16 protein-coding genes and 2 pseudogenes are annotated in these 19,580 nt (G+C 70.1%); 11 read left to right on the top strand and 7 right to left on the bottom strand.

Annotation, left to right across the window (positions count from 1 at the left end; all coding sequences use genetic code 11):
* Positions 1–59 precede the first annotated feature (59 nt).
* From queF to AC3ARF_RS00305, 3 genes are all read left to right on the top strand, one after another.
* Entirely contained in the window at positions 60–899 is an 840-nt protein-coding gene (gene queF, locus AC3ARF_RS00315) for an NADPH-dependent 7-cyano-7-deazaguanine reductase QueF (RefSeq protein ID WP_498929236.1), read from the top strand.
* 96 nt (positions 900–995) lie between these two features.
* Complete coding sequence (locus tag AC3ARF_RS00310) at positions 996–1,322, top strand: LysM peptidoglycan-binding domain-containing protein (protein WP_498929234.1); 327 nt, start codon at positions 996–998, stop codon at positions 1,320–1,322.
* 40 nt (positions 1,323–1,362) lie between these two features.
* Positions 1,363–1,851 carry a hypothetical protein gene (locus AC3ARF_RS00305; protein ID WP_498929232.1) on the top strand — a complete coding sequence of 163 codons (489 nt, stop codon included), beginning with the start codon at positions 1,363–1,365 and terminating at the stop codon, positions 1,849–1,851.
* A gap of 119 nt (positions 1,852–1,970) precedes the next feature.
* On the opposite strand, the gene AC3ARF_RS00300 is transcribed toward AC3ARF_RS00305, so the two are convergent.
* Positions 1,971–2,360 carry a YchJ family protein gene (locus tag AC3ARF_RS00300; protein WP_498929230.1) on the bottom strand — a complete coding sequence of 130 codons (390 nt, stop codon included), beginning with the start codon at positions 2,358–2,360 and terminating at the stop codon, positions 1,971–1,973.
* Between the two features lie 68 nt (positions 2,361–2,428).
* On the opposite strand from AC3ARF_RS00300, the gene AC3ARF_RS00295 reads away from it, so the two are divergent.
* Together AC3ARF_RS00295 and AC3ARF_RS00290 are read left to right on the top strand one after the other, a co-directional pair.
* Complete coding sequence (locus AC3ARF_RS00295; protein WP_498929228.1) at positions 2,429–3,136, top strand: UPF0149 family protein; 708 nt, start codon at positions 2,429–2,431, stop codon at positions 3,134–3,136.
* 319 nt (positions 3,137–3,455) lie between these two features.
* A complete protein-coding gene (locus AC3ARF_RS00290) occupies positions 3,456–5,687 on the top strand; it encodes an NADP-dependent isocitrate dehydrogenase (RefSeq protein WP_498929226.1) in 2,232 nt (743 codons plus the stop codon).
* A gap of 183 nt (positions 5,688–5,870) precedes the next feature.
* Here AC3ARF_RS00290 and AC3ARF_RS00285 read toward each other — a convergent pair whose 3' ends face one another.
* Complete coding sequence (locus AC3ARF_RS00285; RefSeq protein WP_498929224.1) at positions 5,871–6,122, bottom strand: hypothetical protein; 252 nt, start codon at positions 6,120–6,122, stop codon at positions 5,871–5,873.
* A 148-nt stretch (positions 6,123–6,270) separates the two neighbouring features.
* The gene (locus AC3ARF_RS00280) at positions 6,271–7,278 is read right to left on the bottom strand and encodes a DUF4344 domain-containing metallopeptidase (protein WP_498929222.1); all 1,008 of its coding nucleotides are present in this window, start codon (positions 7,276–7,278) and stop codon (positions 6,271–6,273) included.
* 186 nt (positions 7,279–7,464) lie between these two features.
* Here AC3ARF_RS00280 and AC3ARF_RS00275 point away from each other — a divergent pair, with 186 nt between their 5' ends.
* Together AC3ARF_RS00275 and AC3ARF_RS00270 are read left to right on the top strand one after the other, a co-directional pair.
* Positions 7,465–8,319, top strand: a complete 855-nt coding sequence (locus AC3ARF_RS00275) for a class I SAM-dependent methyltransferase (protein WP_498929220.1) — start codon at positions 7,465–7,467, stop codon at positions 8,317–8,319.
* Between the two features lie 72 nt (positions 8,320–8,391).
* Positions 8,392–8,925: a pseudouridine synthase gene (locus tag AC3ARF_RS00270; RefSeq protein WP_498929218.1), complete on the top strand. Its 534-nt coding sequence runs from the start codon at positions 8,392–8,394 to the stop codon at positions 8,923–8,925.
* Here AC3ARF_RS00270 and AC3ARF_RS00265 read toward each other — a convergent pair.
* Positions 8,920–9,876, bottom strand: a complete 957-nt coding sequence (locus AC3ARF_RS00265) for a DMT family transporter (RefSeq protein WP_498929216.1) — start codon at positions 9,874–9,876, stop codon at positions 8,920–8,922. The two genes, AC3ARF_RS00270 and AC3ARF_RS00265, sit on opposite strands and share 6 nt — an antisense overlap.
* A 258-nt stretch (positions 9,877–10,134) precedes the next feature.
* Between AC3ARF_RS00265 and AC3ARF_RS00260 the strand changes: the two genes are divergently transcribed.
* Complete coding sequence (locus tag AC3ARF_RS00260; RefSeq protein WP_498929214.1) at positions 10,135–11,226, top strand: hybrid sensor histidine kinase/response regulator; 1,092 nt, start codon at positions 10,135–10,137, stop codon at positions 11,224–11,226.
* Positions 11,227–11,304: 78 nt separating this feature from the next.
* Here the strand turns inward: AC3ARF_RS00260 and AC3ARF_RS00255 are convergent, their stop codons facing one another.
* The 3 genes and pseudogenes from AC3ARF_RS00255 to hrpB all read right to left on the bottom strand — a co-directional run.
* Complete coding sequence (locus AC3ARF_RS00255) at positions 11,305–11,661, bottom strand: hypothetical protein (protein ID WP_498929213.1); 357 nt, start codon at positions 11,659–11,661, stop codon at positions 11,305–11,307.
* A gap of 103 nt (positions 11,662–11,764) precedes the next feature.
* Positions 11,765–13,132: pseudogene (locus AC3ARF_RS00250) on the bottom strand (ATP-dependent helicase C-terminal domain-containing protein); the annotation flags it as partial.
* Between the two features lie 72 nt (positions 13,133–13,204).
* Positions 13,205–14,434: pseudogene (gene hrpB / locus AC3ARF_RS00245) on the bottom strand (ATP-dependent helicase HrpB); the annotation flags it as partial.
* Positions 14,435–14,536: 102 nt separating this feature from the next.
* Here hrpB and AC3ARF_RS00240 point away from each other — a divergent pair.
* From AC3ARF_RS00240 to AC3ARF_RS00230, 3 genes are all read left to right on the top strand, one after another.
* On the top strand, positions 14,537–15,331 hold the full coding sequence (locus AC3ARF_RS00240; protein WP_498929211.1) for a TatD family hydrolase: 795 nt from the start codon (positions 14,537–14,539) through the stop codon (positions 15,329–15,331).
* A 67-nt stretch (positions 15,332–15,398) separates the two neighbouring features.
* Positions 15,399–16,505 (top strand): efflux RND transporter periplasmic adaptor subunit, encoded by a 1,107-nt coding sequence (locus tag AC3ARF_RS00235; RefSeq protein ID WP_498929210.1) that lies wholly within the window; start codon positions 15,399–15,401, stop codon positions 16,503–16,505.
* Positions 16,502–19,570, top strand: a complete 3,069-nt coding sequence (locus AC3ARF_RS00230) for an efflux RND transporter permease subunit (RefSeq protein ID WP_498929208.1) — start codon at positions 16,502–16,504, stop codon at positions 19,568–19,570. The genes AC3ARF_RS00235 and AC3ARF_RS00230 overlap by 4 nt, the downstream gene beginning before the upstream one ends.
* Positions 19,571–19,580 lie beyond the last annotated feature (10 nt).

Genomic DNA, 19,580 nt, shown 5'->3' with positions numbered 1-19,580 from the left:
GCGTGAACGCGGGACCAGAGCCGGGCGCGGTCGACATCCCGACGGGCGATAATGCGCGGATGACCACCCACGACAACTCCGTCGCCGGCTCCGCGCTCGGCCGCCATGTCGATTATCCGCAGGGCTACGACCCGGACCTGCTGTACCCGATCGCGCGCACGCTGGGGCGGCACGCGATCGGCCTGCGCGACGCGGCGCTGCCCTTCATCGGCCACGACCGCTGGCACGCGTACGAGCTCAGCTGGCTCGACGCCAAGGGCAAGCCGCAGGTGGCGACGGCGACGTTCCAGGTACCGGCGGATGCGCCCAACCTGGTCGAGTCGAAGTCGCTCAAGCTGTACCTCAACTCGTTCAACGCCAGCCGCTTCGATGATGCCGAGGCGGTGCGCACGCACATTGCCGAAGACCTGTCGCGCGTTGCGGGCGCTCCGGTGCAGGTTGCCTTTGGATTGCCACCGATGGTGGACGACGCGGGCGATGCAGGCGAAGCGATTTCGATCGACGCGCTCGACGTGGACATCGACCATTACGGGCCACCGCAGGCTGACTTCATCCGCGTGGTCGCGACTGAAGTGGTCGAGGAAACGCTGGCCAGCGCGCTGCTGAAGTCCAACTGCCCGGTGACCGGCCAACCCGACTGGGCGCACGTGCGCATCGCCTATCACGGTCCGCGCATCGATCGCGCCGGGCTGCTGCGCTACCTGGTGTCGTTCCGCGACCACGCCGAGTTCCACGAGCAGTGCGTGGAGCGGATCTTCAGCGACCTGCTGGCCCACGCGCGGCCGCAATGGCTGTCGGTGGAGGCGCGCTACACCCGGCGCGGTGGCCTCGACATCAATCCGTGGCGGGCGACACCCAACTGCGTGACGCCCACCGCGCGGCGCGAGGTGCGTCAGTAGGCGTTCGCGCTCGCTCTTCACCCGGGCGCCATATTTCCTTAACAAGTCCCGTGCCAACGTGCTCGCGTCACCCGACGCCGGGGAGGAGCCCCCATCATGAGCACCGAGAAGAAACCCGACTTTTCCAACGTGCAGGGCGGAGCGTCCAGCACCGAGGACATCCGCAAGCGCGCCGATTTCAGCAACGTGCAGTCCTCGGTGTCCTCGACCGAGGAGATCACTGGCAGCACTGCCGGCGCGTCTGGCGAACAGAGCTATACCGTGGAGAAGGGCGACACGCTGTCGGCGATCGCCAAGCAGTTCTACGGCAGGGCCGGCGCGTGGCGCGACATCTTCGAGGCCAACCGCGACCAGCTGGACGATCCGGACCGGATCTTTCCCGGCCAGGTGCTGAAGATCCCCGCGATCCACGCTGGCGAATGAGCCGCCACCCCACACCCCATCCCTTCCCAGGAGTCCGCACATGATTCGTAACCGCACGCACCTCGCCCTTGCCGCCGCGCTGGTGGCCTCGCTCGCCGTAGTCGGCTGCAAGAAGAAGGAAGAGCCGGTCGTGACCCCGCCGGCAGCCAGCGAACCCGCGCCGATGCCGGCGCCCGCGCCGATGGCCGCCACCGCGTCGGTCACCGGCGTCGACCTGGGCACCGCGGTCGGCCCCGACATGAAGGTCACCGCCCCGGCCACCACCTTCAAGCCGTCCGACACGATCTTCGCCGCCGTCGCCACCAGCACCAGCGATCCGATGGCCACCGTGGCCAGCAAGCTGGGCGCCAAGTGGAGCTACCAGGATGGCCAGACCGTCAACGAGGAAACCGTTGATGCCAACCTGACCGGCACCGGCGTCACCAACTTCAAGATCAGCAAGCCCGACGGCCTGCCGAAGGGCAAGTACAAGCTGGACGTGATGCTCAACGGCGCAGTGGTCCAGAGCCGCGAGTTCGAGGTCAAGTAAAGCGCTCCCACGCGGCGGGCGGGCCTCCCTCCCGGTACCGTCCGCCGCCCTTCTCTCTCTCTCCGCCACTGCGGGGGCAAGCCGGGCGCGATGCGAATCGCGCCCTTTTTTTTGTCGACTCAGGGTGCGGGGAAGTCGCCGTCGACGTAATACCAGCGCCCGCCCTCGCGCACGAATCGACTGGTTTCATGCAGCCGCACCGCTGGTGCGCCGCCCACCTTCCAGCGCGCGACGAACTCAACGGTGGCGTGGTCGTCATCGACGACGTCATGCCCTTTCACCTCCAGCCCCAACCACCGGGTGCGGGCGGCATCGTCCAGATCGATGTGCGCGGGCCGCGTGTCCGGGTGCCAGCTGGCCAGGAGGTAGTCGGCGTCGGCGCGCACGAAGGCGCTGTAGCGCGAGCGCATGAGCGCTTCGGCCGTAGCGGCGTGAGCGGTGCCTGCGTGCAGCGGGCCGCAGCAGCCGGCGTAGGTGCGGCCAGAGCCGCAGGGACAGGTGTCGGACATCGCGCCATTGTGGGCGTGGACGCCCACCGGCGATACCATGCACCCCTGACACCCCCCGAGCGATGCCCATGAAAGCGCCCACCTACCTCGACGACGCGCAGATCGAGCGTCTTGCCGACCTGCTCGACCAGCGTGCCGTGCCGTTCAAGGGCTTCAACCTTGAGGCGCTGGACGGTTTCCTCTCCGCGCTGGCGGTAGGCCCGGCGGAAGTCCCGGCCGAGGAATGGCAGCCGCTGGTGTGGGGCGGCAAGCCGCCGCGCTGGGGCAGCGAGTCCGAGGCGCAGGAAGTGGCCGCCCTGCTGCAGGGCCACTTCAACATGGTCGCCGCGCGCGTGCGCCACGGCGACGACGACCTGCCCGACCACCTGGCGCCGCTGCTGTGGCTGCCGGAAGAAGCCGAGGCCGAACACCCCGACGAACTCGACGTGGGCCGCGACTGGGCACTGGGCTTCTTCACCGGCGTGGAGCTGCGCGAGGCGCAGTGGGACCAGTGGCTGGACGAGAACGAATGGATCGAGGAGATCTTTGGCCTGTTCGACCAGGTGGCCAGCGGCGAGATCCTGGGCGAAGACCCCACCGCCGAGCCGACGCCGATCAGCTACCGCGAGCGGCTGGAAATCATCGCCAGCCTGCCGGGCATGCTCGCCGACCTGCACCACCACCGCATCGATGCGCTGACCCCGCGCGAGCCGATCCGCAAGGACGCCGCGCCAGGCCGCAACGACCCGTGCCCCTGCGGCAGCGGCAAGAAGTACAAGGCCTGCCACGGCGCCTGATCACAGCGACGCCCCGGGCCCCGTGTCCACGTCATCAACCGGCCGTGGATGACGGGACGCGCGTAGTGATCACCCGCAGCAGTGGCGGGCTCGCCGAGGCGACCACGCCGCCGGCCATACGCAACCGTTTGGCCGCCATGCCCTCGCGACATGGCGTGATGCGCCGCCGCGCTTTTGCCCGCCCCCGCCGAACGCGCCACAATAGCCCGCTTGTGTTGGCGCAACCCGTGCCCGCATCGACGTATTGCCGATGGCGCCAGCGCGCCTGCGCCCGCACGATCGCCCTTTCCCCCGCCGCAACCAGCGAGTCCACATCGACATGTCCAACGCACCGAAGATCATCTACACGCTGACGGATGAAGCCCCGTTCCTGGCCACCCAGTCGCTGTTGCCGATCGTCGAGGCGTTCGCCGGCACCGCCGGCATCGCGGTGGAGACCCGCGACATCTCCCTGGCGGGGCGCATCCTGTCGCAGTTCCCGGAGCACCTGCAGCCGGAACAGAAGATCGGCGACCACCTGGCCGAACTGGGGGAGCTGGCCAAGACGCCCGAGGCCAACATCATCAAGCTGCCCAACATCAGCGCCTCGATCCCGCAGCTGAAGGCGGCCATCAAGGAACTGCAGGCGCAGGGCTTCGCGGTGCCGGAGTACCCGGACGAGCCGGAAGGCGAACGCCAGCGCGACATCAAGGCGCGCTACGACCGGATCAAGGGCAGCGCGGTGAACCCGGTGCTGCGCGAAGGCAATTCGGATCGCCGCGCGCCGAAGGCGGTCAAGGCCTACGCCCGCAAGCACCCGCACCGCATGGGCAAGTGGGACCCGGCGTCGAAGTCGCACGTGGCGCACATGGAGGATGGCGACTTCTTCGGCAGCGAACAGTCGTACACCATGATCAACCCCGGCACGCTGCGCATCGAATACACCAGCGTGACCGGCAGCAGCTTCCCGCTGCGCGCGCCGCTGTCGGTGCAGGCCGGCGAGGTCATCGACGCCGCGGTGCTGAGCGCCACCGCGCTGGCCGAGTTCATCGACGCACAGATCGAGGACGCGCGCGAACAGGGCGTGCTGTTCTCGCTGCACCTGAAGGCGACGATGATGAAGGTCAGCGACCCGATCATGTTCGGCATCGCGGTGTCGCGCTTCTACGCACCCGTGCTGGAGCGCAACCCGCGCACGCTGGCGGAGATCGGCTTCGACCCCAACAACGGCATCGGCGACCTGTACGCGCGCCTGGCCGGCCTGAAGGAGTCGGAGCGCGTCGCCATCGAGAACGAAATCGCCGCGCTGTACGCAAGCCGTCCGGCCCTGGCGATGGTCAACTCCGACAAGGGCATCACCAACCTGCACGTGCCCAGCGACGTGATCGTCGACGCATCCATGCCGGCGATGATCCGCGACAGCGGCAAGATGTGGAATGCGAAGGGCGAGCTGCAGGACACCAAGGCGGTGATCCCGGACCGCAACTACGCCGGCATCTACCAGGCGGTCATCGACGACTGCAAGGAACACGGCGCGTTCGACCCGGCGACCATGGGCAGCGTGCCCAACGTGGGCCTGATGGCCCAGGCCGCCGAGGAATACGGCAGCCACGACAAGACCTTCCAGATCAGCGGCGATGGCACCGTGCGCGTCATCGACGAGCATGGGACCGTGCTGCTGCAGCACGTGGTCAAGGCCGGCGACATCTGGCGCATGTGCCAGACCAAGGACGCGCCGATCCGCGACTGGGTGAAGCTGGCGGTGAACCGCGCCCGCCTGTCCAACACGCCGGTGGTGTTCTGGCTGGATCCGCGCCGCGACCACGACCGCGGCCTGATCGCCAAGGTCGCGACCTACCTCAACGAGCACGACACCAGCGGGCTGGACATCAGCATCCTCAGCCCGATCCGCGCCATGCGCCACACGCTCAAGCGCCTGCGCGCGGGCCTGGACACCATCGCCGCCACGGGCAACGTGCTGCGCGACTACCTGACCGACCTGTTCCCGATCATGGAGCTGGGCACCAGCGCCAAGATGCTGTCGATCGTGCCGCTGATGAACGGTGGCGGCCTGTTCGAGACCGGCGCCGGCGGCAGCGCGCCCAAGCACGTGCAGCAGTTCGTGGAAGAGGATTACCTGCGCTGGGATTCGCTGGGCGAGTTCCTGGCACTGGCGGCCTCGTTCGAGCACCTGGCCAACACCACGGGCAACGCGCGCGCGCAGGTGCTGGCGGACGCGCTGGATGCGGCGAACGCCAAGTTCCTCGACAACGACCGCTCGCCGGGCCGCAAGCTGGGCACCATCGACAACCGCGGCAGCCACTTCTACATCGCGCTCTACTGGGCGCAGGCGCTGGCCGAGCAGACCATCGACGCCGAACTGGCGGCGAAGTTCGCGCCGCTGGCGAAGACGCTGGCGGACAACGAGGCGGCGATCGTGCAGGAGCAGCTCGCGGTGCAGGGCCGGCCGGTGGACATCGGTGGCTATTACCATCCGGATGCCGCCAAGCTGGCCACGGCGATGCGCCCGAGTGCCACGCTCAACGCGGCGCTGGCGACGCTGGCCGGCTGAGCGCCGTGGTGACCGGGCGTGAACGCCGCCCGGTCACTGCCTGCGGCGTATGCGCGGGTAACGCCCTCGGTGCGACACGACAAAGGCCCGCCGATGTGCGGGCCTTTGTCTTCCTGGTTCCATGACGATGCGCCGGCGATGGGCGGCAGGCATCGGGCGACGCGGGCGGGTTTGCGCAGAGGTCTACGCGGCCTGGTCGTAGTGCACGGTACTGCAGGCGGTGGCGACGTCGGCAGCGACGTCGGCAGCGACGTCGGCAGCGACGTCGGCGGCGATTTCGCGGGCGGCCTCGATGCGGGCCTCCTGCGTCACCGATGCGACGTGCCGCTTGGATACCGAACGACGGCCGTAGCGGTTGCCGAACGCGCGGTCACCGTACGAGGTGACGACCGGGCGCGCGGCTTCCTGGAACAACGGACTGCGGAACAGCTGCATGACACACTCCTTGGTTGGTGGGGAGCTGCCTCCTGCAGGTCAAGCTCGTCCCTGAGCGAGGCGCAGTGTGGGCCCGCCCAATGACACCCGGGTGGATGCGGTCTTGCAGATTTGTTGCAGCGCAGCAGGCGGGTGACACCCAGCCAACTCAGCGCACGTAGGGGCTTTCGACGTTCTTGCGCCGGGCGCGTTCCTGCTGGTCGAAGAAGCGCAGCGCCTTCTCCTCGCTCATCTGGAACTTGGGCGCCACGTGCGGCAGCAACAGGCGCAACCAGGCATGGTCCACGCGCCGCGCCTCTTCCGGGCAGCGCTCGGCGCGTCCGGCCGGCAGGTCGCCGTCGGTGACGATGTACAGGTACTTGCCCGGATCGCGGCCGTAGATCATGCACTGCAGGTTGAAGTAGCGCTGCTCGCCCAAGGCGTGCTCGTCGGCATAGGCGTCGAGGTTGTACTGGCCCTGCGCGCGTTGCAGGAACCAGTGCGCGGCCATGCGCAGGTTCTCGGTGACCTGCTGCGGCGACTCGTCCACGCTGGCGAATTTCTGCATTAGCATCACCGCCAGCTGGTCGACCGCGTCCTCCTCGCGGCCGGTCGTGGGCAGGTCCAGCTGGCGGATCAGCGCGTGGCCGGCCTCGTGCAGCAGGATGAAGCGCAGGTTGGCCAGCACGTACTGGTGCGGGAACTCCTCCTGCAGCGAGCCGGCGGCCTTCATCGCCTCGGCCTGCTTGTTCAGCACCTGGATGGTCTCGTAGCACAGCACCACCTCGTGCGTGGCCGGCGCGTAGAACGCATCCGGGCTCTTGCATTCGGCGGTGACGAACTTGATCGGCGTAGGCAGCATGAACAGCCCGTCGATGGCCTTGATCTCATGCAGCTTCTGCAGGAAGTTGCCCTCGCTGGCGGCCTGGTAGATGGGCTGCAGCGACGCGGTGCGCGGCGGCACGTATTCGTAGGTGAAGTTGGTGCCGGCCTCGGCCGTGCGGGACGTCCGCTGCAGCGCCGCATCGCCGCGGGCCACGGTGACCGGCAAGCGCGCCGTGGCCACGGGCGGCGGCGACGCCGGTGCCCGCAGGCGGGCCCATTGGGCATGGCCCACGACGCCAGCGATGGCGCCCACGACCAGGGCAGACAGGATGCCGATGTACTTGGACCGCACGCGTTGACCCCTTCCGTATTCCGATGCGACACGGTTCGCGGATGACTGGTGACGATGGTAGCGATTCCTGCGCGCGTGGGCGTGGACGGCGCCGTCACGCCGCCCTGCGCGGGGGGCACTGCCGACCCGCGCGATGGCGCGCGCATTCGCGCTAGGCTTGGCGTCCCATTGACCGGAGCCCCGCCCATGACCCCGTCCCGCCTGGTGCTGTTGCTGCCCTTGCTGCTGGCCGCGTGCGCGACCGCGCCCTCCTCCGAGACCACTCCCACCACCCAGGCGGCCGATGCCACGCTCGAAGCGGCCATCGCCGGCACCTGGCGCGACCCGGCCAATGCGGCGCGCGACGCATACCGCCACCCACTGCAGACCCTGCGCTTCTTCGGCGTCACGCCGTCCAGCCGGGTCATCGAGATCACCCCGGGCGGCGGCTGGTACACCGAGATCCTGGCGCCGTACCTGCGCGCCGACGGCCAGATGATCGCCGCGCTGGCGGTGGCCGGCCCCGCGCAGTCCGAAGGCACGCGCAACTACCTGGCCAAGGGCAACGCCAACTTCCGCGCCAAGCTCGCCGCCGACCCGGCGCGCTACGACCGGGTTGAAGTGCGCGAGTTCAGCGTGCCGCAGCCGGCGTTTGGCGCCGACGGCAGCGCCGACGTGGTGCTGACCTTCCGCAACGTGCACAACTGGACGGGGTGGGGCACCGACCAGGCGATGTTCGATGCGTTCTTCCGCGTGCTCAAGCCCGGTGGCGTGCTCGGCGTGGTTGATCACCGCGCCAAGCCGGGGACCGACCTGGAGGCGATGAAGAAGTCCGGCTACCTGACCGAAGCTTATGTGCAGGCGCTGGCCGAGCGCGCCGGCTTCGTGCTGGAGGCCAGCAGCGAGGTCAACGCCAACCCGCGCGACACCACCGTGCACCCCAATGGCGTGTGGACGCTGCCGCCGAGCAACCGCCACGACCCGGAGGACGCGCAGATGTACCGCAGCATCGGCGAAAGCGACCGGATGACGTTGCGGTTCCGGAAGCCCGCCCGCGACTGACGTCGCGTGGCGGTGACGCTGGCGCCGCGCGCGCGGCCGTCACACGCCGGCCGCCCCCGCGTCCCCCGCCCCATGCTCATCGCCCTCAACAAGCCCTACGGCGTGCTGTGCCAGTTCACCGACCGCAGCACGCCGCCGCGTCCCACCCTGGCCGGCTTCGGCCTGCCGCCAGAGGTGTACGCCGCCGGCCGCCTGGACCACGACAGCGAAGGCTTGCTGCTGCTCACCGACGATGGGGGCCTGGCCCATCGCCTGACCGACCCGCGCCACAAGCAGCCCAAGACCTATTGGGTGCAGGTGGAAGGCGAACCCAGCGACAGCCAGCTCGAGGCGCTGAGCCAGGGCGTGGTGCTCAACGATGGCCCCACCCGTCCGGCGCTGGTGCAACGCATCGATGCGCCCGCGCTGTGGCCGCGGGATCCGCCGGTGCGCTTTCGCAAGACCGTGCCCGACGCGTGGCTCGAGATCACGATCAGCGAAGGCCGCAACCGCCAGGTGCGGCGCATGACCGCGGCCGTCGGCCTGCCCACCCTGCGGCTGGTGCGCGTGGCGATCGGCCCCTATCGGCTGGACGCATTGGCCCCGGGGCAATGGCGCCGGTTATGAGCGCGGGGCGGCGGGCACGATCGGCACCGAGTTCGCCCCCGCCCGCGTCAGCAGCAGCACCGCCCCCAGCACCACCGCCGTGCCCAGCAGCTGCAGCGCGGTGATGCGTTCGTTGAGCAGCCAGCCGCCCAGGAACACCAGCGACACCGGCCCCAGGGCCGACAACTGCGCCGCGGTGCCCGCCCCGAGGCGCGCCACCGCACCCATGGTGAAGGTCACCGGCAGGAACGTGCACAGCACCGCATTGACCAGCGCCAGGCCATAGGCGCCGGCCGGGAGCGCGAGCAGGCGTTCCGGTTCGCGTGCCAGGCCGTAGTGCAGCGCGGTGGCCACGGTCGATACGGTCATGGCGTAGGCCACCAGCCGCAGCGAGCCGATGCGGCGGATCAGCTGTCCGGACATCGCCAGGTACAGCGCGTAGCTGAAGGCCGCGACCAGCACCAGCAGGCTGCCGCACACGACGTTGCGCCCCTCCACGTGCAGGTTCTCGGCAAACACCAGCGCCACGCCGGCATAGCTGACCGCCATCGCGATCCATTCGCGGCGGCTGACCTTGCGGCCAAACGCGACCAGCCCGATCAGCAGCACGAAGGTCGGATTGAGGAACAGGATCAGCCGTTCCATCGACACCGGGACGTACTGCAGGCCCCAGAAGTCGAGCAGGCTGGAGAGGTAGTAGCCGAGCACGCCCAGCACCAGCACCTGCCCCCATTCCCCGCGGCGCAGCGGAGTGCGGTTGCCGCGCAGGTGTTCGCGCAGGCCCAGGCCGAGGAACAGCGGCAGCGACAGGGCCATGCGCAGCGCCATCACGTCCAGCGCGTCCAACCCATAGCGGAACTGGAACTTGGCGAGGATCGCCTTGGCCGAGAACAGCACCGCGCCGGTGGCGCCCAGCAGCAGGCCCAGGCGGCGCGCCTGCGCCATCGGCGCCGGCACTGCGCTCACACCCATGCGCCTGCCCTCGGGCGGCGGCGACTCACGCGCGGCACGGCATCGGCGGTCATCACGGATCCTTCAGGCGGGCGGCCTAGGATGCGCCGCGGGGAAGCTGTCGGCCAGACGGGGCGGCGCGACGGGAGTGCAGTCGGGATGCGCGCGTCGGCGAACCTGAATGGCCATGCTGCGACATACGGCGGCGTTCTGATAACGTGACCGCGACCCCGCAAACACAGACCCGGCCAGGCGCCGCAACTCACCACTTGAGGATGAATGGGCACTGCCACTTCGACCGGTCGCATTCTTGTTGTCGATGACCAACCCGCCAACCTGCGGGTGGTCAGCATGCTGCTCGCGCGGCAGTCGTACGAGGTGGTCACCGCCGGGAGCGGCGAGGAGGCGCTCGAGCGCTTCGAAGCCTCCCCACCGGACCTGGTGCTGCTGGACATGATGATGCCCGGCATGGACGGGTTCGAAGTCCTGGCGGGGCTGCGCGAGCGTCGCCATCCGTTCGACGTGCCGGTGGTGTTCGTGACCGCCGCGCAGGATCGCGACCTGCTGCTGCGCGCGTTCGAGGCGGGCGCGGTGGATTACGTGACCAAGCCGTTCCTGCCCGAGGAGCTGTTGGCGCGGGTCAATGCGCATGTCGGGCTCAAGCTGGCCCGCGACCGCCTGACGCGCGTGGCGCGCGAGCGCGAGGAACTGGTCAACCTGGTCGCGCACGACCTGAAGAATCCGTTGAGCAGCGTGCTGTTCGCCAGCGACATCCTGATCAACGACGGGGTGAAGCCCGAGCGCGTGCCGCGCTACCTGCAGATGATCCACGAGAGCGCGCAGGACGCGTTGGGTTACATCCGCGACTACCTGGAAAGCCGCGCACGTGGCGGCAGCAACCCGCATGCCGGCGCATCCGCGGACCTGGGCTCGACGCTGGAGTGGCTGATGCAACGCTACGAGATGCAGCTGGAAGCGCGCGGCATTGCGCCGACGGTGATTCCGCCCGCGGAGCACGCACAGGTGGCCATCGACGAACGGGTGCTGCGCCAGGTCAGCGAGAACCTGGTCACCAACGCGATGAAGTACGCCCCCAATGCCCCGCTGACGCTGGCCGCGCAGCGTGGCGCCCCCGGGTTCTGGCGGCTGGTGGTCGCCGACCGCGGCCCGGGCATTCCCGCCGCGCGCCAACGCGAACTGTTCAAGCCATTCACCCGATTGCAGGTGGATCCGGGCGACACCATCTCCAGCGGGCTGGGCCTGTCACTGGCCAAGCAGATCGTGGAATCCGCCGGCGGCCAGTTGTGGTACGAGGCGCGCACGCGCGGTGGCTCGCGCTTCGTGATTGAACTGCCGGAAGTGGCGCCGTGACGGCGTCTGTTCGCCCCGCGCAGAGCTGACCCACCACGGCCGCGCTCCATGCGGCCGCTGGGGAAGGCAGGGTGTGGATTAAGCCTGGCTGGTGCTGCTGCGGCGCGTGCGCGTGCCGCTGCGCGGCTTGCGGGCGGTGGTCTTCTTCGCTTCGACGCGACGCGCGCTGCCTTCGATTGGCGCATTCGCCTCGGCCGCGCGGGCCTTGCGACGCGCCGCGTACCAGAGCAGGCCGGCGCCGGCGACCGTGGCGGCGGCGACCATCGGATGACGGCGCACCAGCGCGGTGGCCACGCGAGCCCCACCCTTCAATGCGCCCAGCTTGGCGCCGGTCTGCAGCCACTTGTCGGCGGCGGGCAACGCGTGCTTGAGGCCGTCACCCACGGCGGTGGCCAGGCCCAGGGCACGATCAGGAAGGGTATGCAGTGCGTTCACGAGTGGGTTCTCCAAGGATGGACCATGCACGGCAGTCTCCGGGGCGCGGCGTTGCCGTCGCGTGAGCGCAGCGCGCCGGCGCTGTCGTGGATACGGCGTTGGTTCAGGTGCCACGCGGCTTGGCGCGGTGGGTGGCGGTGGCGGTCCACGGATCGTCGGGCCACGGATGCTTGGGATAGCGCCCCTTCATTTCCTTTTTCACCTCGGGGTAGGTGCGCTCCCAGAACCCCTTCAGGTCCTGGGTGACCTGCAGCGGGCGGCCGCCCGGCGAGAGCAGGTGCAGCGTGACCGGCACTCGGCCATCGGCGATGCGCGGCGTGTCGGCCAGGCCGAACAGCTCCTGCAGCTTCACCGCCAGCACCGGTGGCTGCGGGCCGCCCACGGTGTAGCCGGCAGCATCGGTGCGCGCATCGTCCCACGCGTACTCGATGGAGCGCTCCATGCCGGAAGGCACGGTGATCCGCGTCGGCGCCAACGTGTCGATGCGTTGGCGCTGTGCCCACGGCAGTGATGCCTTGAGCGCCTCGCCGAAGGCCTGTTCGTCCAGCGCATCCAGCCGGGTCTTGCCGCTGAGCGCGGGTTTGAGCCAGGCGTCGAGCGTCGCGAGTAACGCGGCGTCCGACAGCTCGGGCAATGCCGCCTCTCCTTCGGCCAGCTCCGCGCACCAGGCGCGCAGGCAGCGTACGCGCGCGCGCCACTGGCGCAGGCCTTCGGTCCACGGCAATGCGTCCAGCCCCTGCTGGCGCACGGCGTCGACCAGGGCATCGGCGTAACGTGCGGGGTCGGGCTTGGCCAGCGGCTTGCTCGACAGCACGATGCGGTCGAAGCGGCTCTCGCGCACCGCGGCGATGCCGCGCGCGGTCGCGTCCCACAGCACGCGGTCCTCGGTGGCGAAGCGCGCGGGGAAATCACGGTGCAGGACGGCTTCGTCCAGCGGCGCGGCACGCAGGATCCGGGCGTCGCGGGTTTCGTCGCGCAGTTCGGTGATCACCAGCCACGGCTCGCCATACAAAGCACTGTCATCGAACAGCTTGGCGCTGCGGCCGTTGGCCAGCTGGTAGCGGTAGGGATCGTTGGGGTGCTGGCGCGCGATGCGATCGGGGAAGGCGTGCAGCAACAGATCGCCGAGCGCGTGCGCGGGCTGGCCCGTGCGTGGCGGCGCGTCCACACGCAGGCGACGACGCCATTGGCGGGCAGCCTGGTCGAGGGCTGCCAGCGCGGGGCGCGAGGCATGCGCGGCCACGCGGCCGTCGCGGAACGCGGCCAAGGCCTGCCATCGATCCGCCAGCGCATCCGAGCGCGTGCCGCCGGGACCGCCACGCAGCGGATCGCGTGCTTCGAGCAGTGCGGCGAGATCGCAGGCCAGCGCACGGGCGTCGACCTGCGTCGGGGCGAGCAGCATGGCGGCCAGTCGCGGGTGGGTGCCGAGAGCCAGCATGCGGCGGCCCAAGGGGGTGATGGCTGGCAGCGCCGGGGCCATCGCCTTGGGCGCGGCGTCGTTGCCCGTGGGCCCGGCAGGCGGGTGGGCCGCGGCTGCTTGCGCTGCGGCGCGCGCGGTGGCGCCTGCGTCGGTATCGCCAGCCAGCGCACCGAGTCGTTGCAACAACTCGCGCGCGGCGGCCATCGCACCGCTTGGCGGCGCATCCACGAAGCGCAGTTGCGTGCTGCCCCACGCGGCCAGTTCCAGCGCGAGCCCGGCGAGCTCGACCTGCGCGATCTCCGGGCGCCGCTGTGGCTCCAGGCGTTGCGATTCCGGCCACAGCCGGTAGGCCCAGCCCTCCGCGACACGACCGGCGCGGCCCGCACGCTGGTCGGCCGAGGCCTGCGCGATGTTGACCACGTCCAGCCGCGGGAAGCCACTGTTGGGGTCGTAGCGCGGCTCGCGTGCGAGACCGCTGTCCACCACCACGCGCACGCCGGGCAGGGTCACGCTGGACTCGGCGACGTTGGTGGCGAGGACCACGCGGCGATGGCCCTCGGGGTCGGGTTGCAGCACGCGCGACTGCTGCTCCACCGGCAGTTCGCCATGCAGCGCCAGCACATCCACGCCGCGCAGCGCCTCGCTGCTGGCGAGCGCGGCATCCACCCGCGCGATCTCGCGCTGGCCGGGCAGGAACACCAGCACGTCGCCCGGGTGCTGGATGACGGCGTGCTCGATGGCGCGGCGCGCCTGGTGTTCCAGCGCCTCGTCGCGGCGCGCCGGGAAGTGCGCGATCGACACCGGATAGCTGCGGCCGGCGCTGCTCAGGCGCGGCGCATCGAGGAAGTTGGCGAGGCGTTCGCCGTCGAGCGTGGCCGACATCACCACGATCCGCAGGTCCTCGCGCAGCCCGGCCTGCACGTCCAGCGCCAGCGCCAGGCCGAGGTCGGCGCTGAGGTGGCGTTCGTGGAACTCGTCGAACAGCAGCGCGCCCACGCCTTCCAGCATCGGGTCGTCCTGCAGCATGCGGGTGAGGATGCCTTCGGTCACCACCTCGATGCGGGTGTTGGGGCCGACCTTGTTCTCGAAGCGGATGCGGTAGCCCACCGTCTCGCCCGGCTGCTCACCGCGCTGGCGCGCCATGAAGGTGGCGGCGGCGCGTGCGGCGACACGGCGCGGCTCGAGCATCACGATCCTGCGGCCCTCCAGCCATGGCGCATCGAGCAGCGCGGGCGGCACCTGGGTGGTCTTGCCTGCGCCGGGTGGGGCTTCGAGGACGAGCCGTGGGTGCTGCGCCAGGCTGTCGCGGATCTGCGGGAGCAGCGTGTCGATGGGGAAGGTGGGCGTCGTCACGCTGACTAGGATACGGGGTGGCTTGGGATTGTCGGACGGCGGGGTGATGGGACGAGAAGGCAACACCCGCCCCCTCCCAAGCCAATGGCCTAAAATTGGCCGATGGAATTGATCGACATCGGCGCCAACCTCACCCACGAATCCTTCGACCATGACCGCGACGCGGTGCTGCAGCGTGCGCGCGCGGCCGGCGTCACGCAGATGGTCATCACCGGCGCCAGCCGCGAGCATTCCCCGCAGGCGCTGGAGCTGGCCCGCGCGCACCCGGGCGAGCTGTTCGCCACCGCCGGCGTGCACCCGCACCACGCCAGTGAGTACACCGCAGAATGCGATGCTGAGATGCGTGCGCTGCATGCCCACGCCGAGGTCGTCGCGGTCGGCGAGTGCGGCCTGGATTACTTCCGCGATTTCTCGCCACGGCCGGCGCAGCGTCGCGCCTTCGAGATGCAGCTGCAGATCGGCGTGGACACCGGCAAGCCTCTGTTCCTGCACCAGCGCGACGCCCATGACGACTTCATGGCGATGATGCGGAACTTCGATGGCCGCCTCGGTCCGGCGGTGGTGCACTGCTTCACCGGCACCCGCGAGGAGCTGTTCGACTACCTCGACCAGGACTGGTACGTGGGCATCACCGGCTGGCTGTGCGACGAGCGCCGCGGCCAGCACCTGCGCGAACTGGTCAAGCACATCCCGGCCCACCGGCTGCTGATCGAGACCGATGCGCCGTACCTGCTGCCGCGCACCGTGCGGCCGCAGCCCAGCCATCGCCGCAACGAGCCGATGTTTCTGGCGCACATCGTGGAGGAGTTGGCCCGCGACCGCGGCGAGTACGTTGCCTCCACCGCCGCCACCACCACCGCCAGCGCGCGCGAGTTCTTCCGGCTGTCCGCACGGTGAATGGTGCGTTGCTCGACGCAACGTACCTGACCGTACACTTGGCGTCCCCCACTTCGACGGAACGCCCGTGGCTGCATCGACCCGCACGCTGTCCCTGATCGTCGCGCTGGCCATGGGACTGGCCGCCTGCCAGGGGGACGACGCGCCGAAGGACGCCGACGCGCGCGCTGCGTCCGCGCAGACCGTCACCACGGCCCTGCCGCAGACCCGATCGCTGTCGCGTTCGATCACCGTTTCCGGCCCCGTTGCCGCGGTCGAGGAGATGCAGCTGGGCGTCGAGCTGTCTGGATTGCGGGTGACCCGACTGGCCGTAGAGGTCGGCCAGCAGGTGCGGCGGGGACAGGTGCTGCTCACCCTCGACCACCGCATGCTCGACGCCGACATGGCGCAGGCGAACGCGGCGCTGCGCGAAGCGGAGGCGGGCGCGCTGCTGGCCCGGGCCAACCTCGCGCGAGGCGAGAACCTGGCGCAGGACAAGTTCATCAGCGCGATGCAGCTGGATGAGCTGCGCGCCGCCCGCACCCAGGCCGAGGCGCGCCTCGGCACCGCTCGTGCCGCGCGCGATTCCACCGCGCTGCGTCGCAGTTTCGCCGAGCTGCGCGCGCCGGCCGATGGGCTGATCAGCAAGCGGCTGGTGCAGCCGGGGCAGGTGGTGTCGGCGGGCATGGAGCTGCTGCGCCTGATCAAGGACGGACGGCTGGAGTGGCGCGCCGAACTGCCTTCCGAGCAACTGGCGCGGGTCGCCCCCGGCGACGTCATTGCCCTGGCCTCGCGCGATGGCGTCCGCGTCGAGGGCCGCGTGCGCGCGGTGACCCCGGGCGTGGACACCGCCACCCGCACCGGCACCGTGTACGCCGACCTGCCACGGCCGGGCACGCTGCAGCCCGGCGCCTACCTCGAAGGCCGCATCGACACCGGCGTGGTGCAGGCGCTGGTGGTGCCGGCGGGGGCGGTGGTGCTTCGCGACGGCTTCCCCACCGTGTTCACCGTCGATGCCAAGGGCATCGCGCACCAGGTGCGCATCGACGCCGGCACCCGCGACGGCGGCCAAGTGGAAGTACGCAGCGGGCTCAAGCCCGGTGGGCGCGTGGTGGTGGCCGGCGCAGGCTTCCTGGCCGACGGCGATCCGGTGCGCGTCGTGGACGCCGCGGCCCAGCCGGCGGGCACGCCGTGAGCGGCGGCGGCACCCTTTCCACCTGGGGCATCCGCAATCCCGTCCCGGCGGTGATGCTGTTCTTCGTGCTGTGCGTCGCGGGCTTGTGGGGTTTCCGCCAGCTGCCGGTGGCACGGTTCCCCGATGTCGCCTTCCCGATGACGGTGGTGACCATCACCCAGCCCGGCGCGTCGCCGTCGCAGCTGGAGACGGAGGTCACGCGCCGGGTGGAAGACGCGGTGGCGACGCTGGACAACGTCAAGCGCGTCACCTCCACCGTGGTCGAAGGCGTGAGCACCACCGCGGTCGAGTTCCAGCTGGAAAGCGACGTGCTGGTGGCGCTCAACGACACCAAGGACGCGGTCACCCGCATCCGCATGAACCTGCCACAGGACATCCAGGAGCCGGTGATCTCGAAGGTGGAGATCGGCGGCTCGCTGCTCACCTACGCGGTCAGCGCGCCGGGCATGACCGACGACGAACTGTCGTGGTTCGTCGACCGCCACGTGACCCGCGCGCTGTACGGCGTGGACGGCGTCGCCACGGTCAACCGCATCGGGGGCATCGACCGCCAGGTACGCGTCGACCTCGACCCGCAGGCGCTGCAGGCCCACGGCGTCACCGCCGGCGACGTCAGCCAGCAGCTGGCGCTGACCCAGGTCGAGCGCCCGGGTGGCAAGGCCGAGCTGGAAGGCGGCCAGCAGACCATCCGCACCATTGCCACCGTCGCGGACGCGCAGTCGTTGCGCGACTTCAGCATCGCCCTGCCCAATGGCCAGCAGGTGCGCCTGTCCGCGGTGGCCACGGTCACCGATGGCGCCGCCGATCCGAGCCAGCTTGCCCTGCTCGACGGCAAGTCCGTGGTCGGCTTCTCGCTGTCGCGCAGCCGCGGCGCCGACGAGTTGAAGGTACGCGACGGGGTGAAGACCGCGCTCGCCGAGTTGCGCGCCAGCCACGCCGGCGTCGACTTCCGCCTGGTCACCGACATGAGCGAGGAGACCGAGCGCTCCTATGGCTCGTCGATGACGATGCTGGTCGAGGGGGCGCTGCTGGCGCTGGTGGTGGTGTGGTGGTTCCTGCGCGACTGGCGCGCCACGTGGGTCTCGGCGATCGCGTTGCCGCTGTCGATCATCCCCACGTTCGCGGTGATCTACTGGCTGGGCTTCTCGCTCAACATGATCACGCTGCTGGCGCTGTCGGTGGTGGTCGGCATCCTCGTCGACGATGCGATCGTCGAGATCGAGAACATCGTGCGCCACCTGGGCATGGGCAAGAACCCGTTGGACGCCGCGCGCGAGGCGGCCGACGAGATCGGCACCGCGGTGATCGCCACCTCGGTGACGCTGGCGGCGGTGTTCGTGCCGGTGGCGTTCATGCCCGGCATCGCCGGCAAGTTCTTCCGCGAGTTCGGCTGGACCGCGGCCACGGCGGTGATGTTCTCGCTGCTGGTGGCGCGCCTGCTGACGCCGATGATGGCGGCCTACCTGCTCAAGCCGCACGCCGACCACCCCGAGGAAAGCGCGCTGATGAAGCGCTACCTGCGCTGGGTGGACGCCGCGTTGCGGCACCGCTGGCGCACGCTGGCGGTGGCGACCGCTCTGTTCTTCGCCTCGCTGGCGCTGATCCCATTTATCCCCACCACCTTCATCCCCGTCTCCGACCAGGGCCGCAGCATGCTGTCGCTGGAGCTGCCGCCGGGCACGCCGATCGAGGACACGGCACGCATTGCCGAGGACGCGCGTCGGCGACTGGCCCGCATCCCCGAGCTCAAGCAGGTGTTCACCCAGATCGGAAGCGTCCCCGACCTCGGCGATCCAGCCAAGAGCGGTGGCGCCGATGCGCGCAAAGCGGTGCTCACCCTCGACTGGGGTCCGGAGCATGACCGCGACCGCAGCCAGCGCCAACTGGAGCAGGCAGTGCGTGAATCACTGGCCGACCTGCCCGGCGCGCGCATCAGCTTCCTGAGCAACGAGCCGGGCGAACAGATGATGCTGGTGTTGGCCGGCGATGACCCGGTGCAGCTCAACGCCGCCGCCAGCGCGGTGGAGCGCGAGCTGCGCCGCATCCCGGGGCTGGGCAGCATCTCCTCGTCCGCCTCGCTGCTACGTCCGGAACTGCAGATCATCCCCGACTCGGCGCGCGCCGCCGACCTGGGCGTATCCACCGCCAGCATCGCCGAAGCCGCGCGCGTGGCCACCGCCGGCGACTACACCCAACGCCTGGCCAAGCTCAACCTGCCCGATCGCCAGATCCCGATCCGCGTGGGCTTTGCCCGCGAGTCGCTGCGCGATGCCGCCACGCTGGAGCAGCTGCGCGTGCGCGGCGCGAATGGCCCGGTACCGCTCTCGGCGGTGGCCGACATCCGCGAAGGCAGCGGTCCGTCGGTGATCAGCCGCTACAAGCGCCAGCGCAACGTCACCCTCACCGCCGAGCTCAACGGTCGACCGCTTGGCGAGGTCATGGCCGAGGTGCAGGCGCTGCCGTCGGTGCAGAACGTGCCCGCGGGCGTGGCGTTCATCAACACCGGCGACGCGGAGATCTTCGTCGAGCTGTTCACCGGTTTCCTGATGGCGATGGCCGCCGGCATCGCCTGTATCTACATGGTGCTGCTGTTGCTCTTCCGCCACCCGATGCAGCCACTGACCATCCTCACCGCGATCCCGCTGTGCGCCGGGGGCGCGTTCGGCGCGCTGCTGGTCACCCAGAACATGCTGTCGCTGCCGGCGTTGATCGGCCTGCTGATGCTGATCGGCATCGCCACCAAGAACTCGATCCTGCTGGTGGACTACGCGGTGATGGCGGAGGACCAGCACGGCCTCAGCCAGCACGATGCGCTGGTTGACGCGTGTCGCAAGCGCGCGCGGCCGGTGATCATGACCACCATTGCCATGGGCGCGGGCATGCTGCCGCTGGCGCTGGGATTCTCGGGCGACAGCAGTTTCCGCGCGCCGATGGCGTGGGCGGTGATCGGTGGCCTGATCACCTCCACCGCCCTGAGCCTGATCGTGATCCCGGCGGCGTACACCGTGCTGCACGATGTCGGCGACTGGTTCGGGCGGCGGCTGCGGCGCGTGGCGCCCGCATAGCGTGGGTGCG

Source organism: Lysobacter sp. KACC 24251 (assembly GCF_057747755.1).
The sequence above is the reverse complement of the archived record's forward strand: the minus strand, read 5'-3'. Positions and strand labels throughout refer to the sequence as shown.

Excerpts from the sequence above, each read along its gene's own strand:
- queF (WP_498929236.1), top strand. The coding sequence starts at position 60 with ATGACCACCCACGACAACTCCGTCGCCGGCTCCGCGCTCGGCCGCCAT.
- AC3ARF_RS00310 (WP_498929234.1), top strand. The coding sequence starts at position 996 with ATGAGCACCGAGAAGAAACCCGACTTTTCCAACGTGCAGGGCGGAGCG.
- AC3ARF_RS00305 (WP_498929232.1), top strand. The coding sequence starts at position 1,363 with ATGATTCGTAACCGCACGCACCTCGCCCTTGCCGCCGCGCTGGTGGCC.
- AC3ARF_RS00300 (WP_498929230.1), bottom strand. The coding sequence starts at position 2,360 with ATGTCCGACACCTGTCCCTGCGGCTCTGGCCGCACCTACGCCGGCTGC.
- AC3ARF_RS00295 (WP_498929228.1), top strand. The coding sequence starts at position 2,429 with ATGAAAGCGCCCACCTACCTCGACGACGCGCAGATCGAGCGTCTTGCC.
- AC3ARF_RS00290 (WP_498929226.1), top strand. The coding sequence starts at position 3,456 with ATGTCCAACGCACCGAAGATCATCTACACGCTGACGGATGAAGCCCCG.
- AC3ARF_RS00285 (WP_498929224.1), bottom strand. The coding sequence starts at position 6,122 with ATGCAGCTGTTCCGCAGTCCGTTGTTCCAGGAAGCCGCGCGCCCGGTC.
- AC3ARF_RS00275 (WP_498929220.1), top strand. The coding sequence starts at position 7,465 with ATGACCCCGTCCCGCCTGGTGCTGTTGCTGCCCTTGCTGCTGGCCGCG.
- AC3ARF_RS00270 (WP_498929218.1), top strand. The coding sequence starts at position 8,392 with ATGCTCATCGCCCTCAACAAGCCCTACGGCGTGCTGTGCCAGTTCACC.
- AC3ARF_RS00265 (WP_498929216.1), bottom strand. The coding sequence starts at position 9,876 with ATGGGTGTGAGCGCAGTGCCGGCGCCGATGGCGCAGGCGCGCCGCCTG.
- AC3ARF_RS00260 (WP_498929214.1), top strand. The coding sequence starts at position 10,135 with ATGGGCACTGCCACTTCGACCGGTCGCATTCTTGTTGTCGATGACCAA.
- AC3ARF_RS00240 (WP_498929211.1), top strand. The coding sequence starts at position 14,537 with ATGGAATTGATCGACATCGGCGCCAACCTCACCCACGAATCCTTCGAC.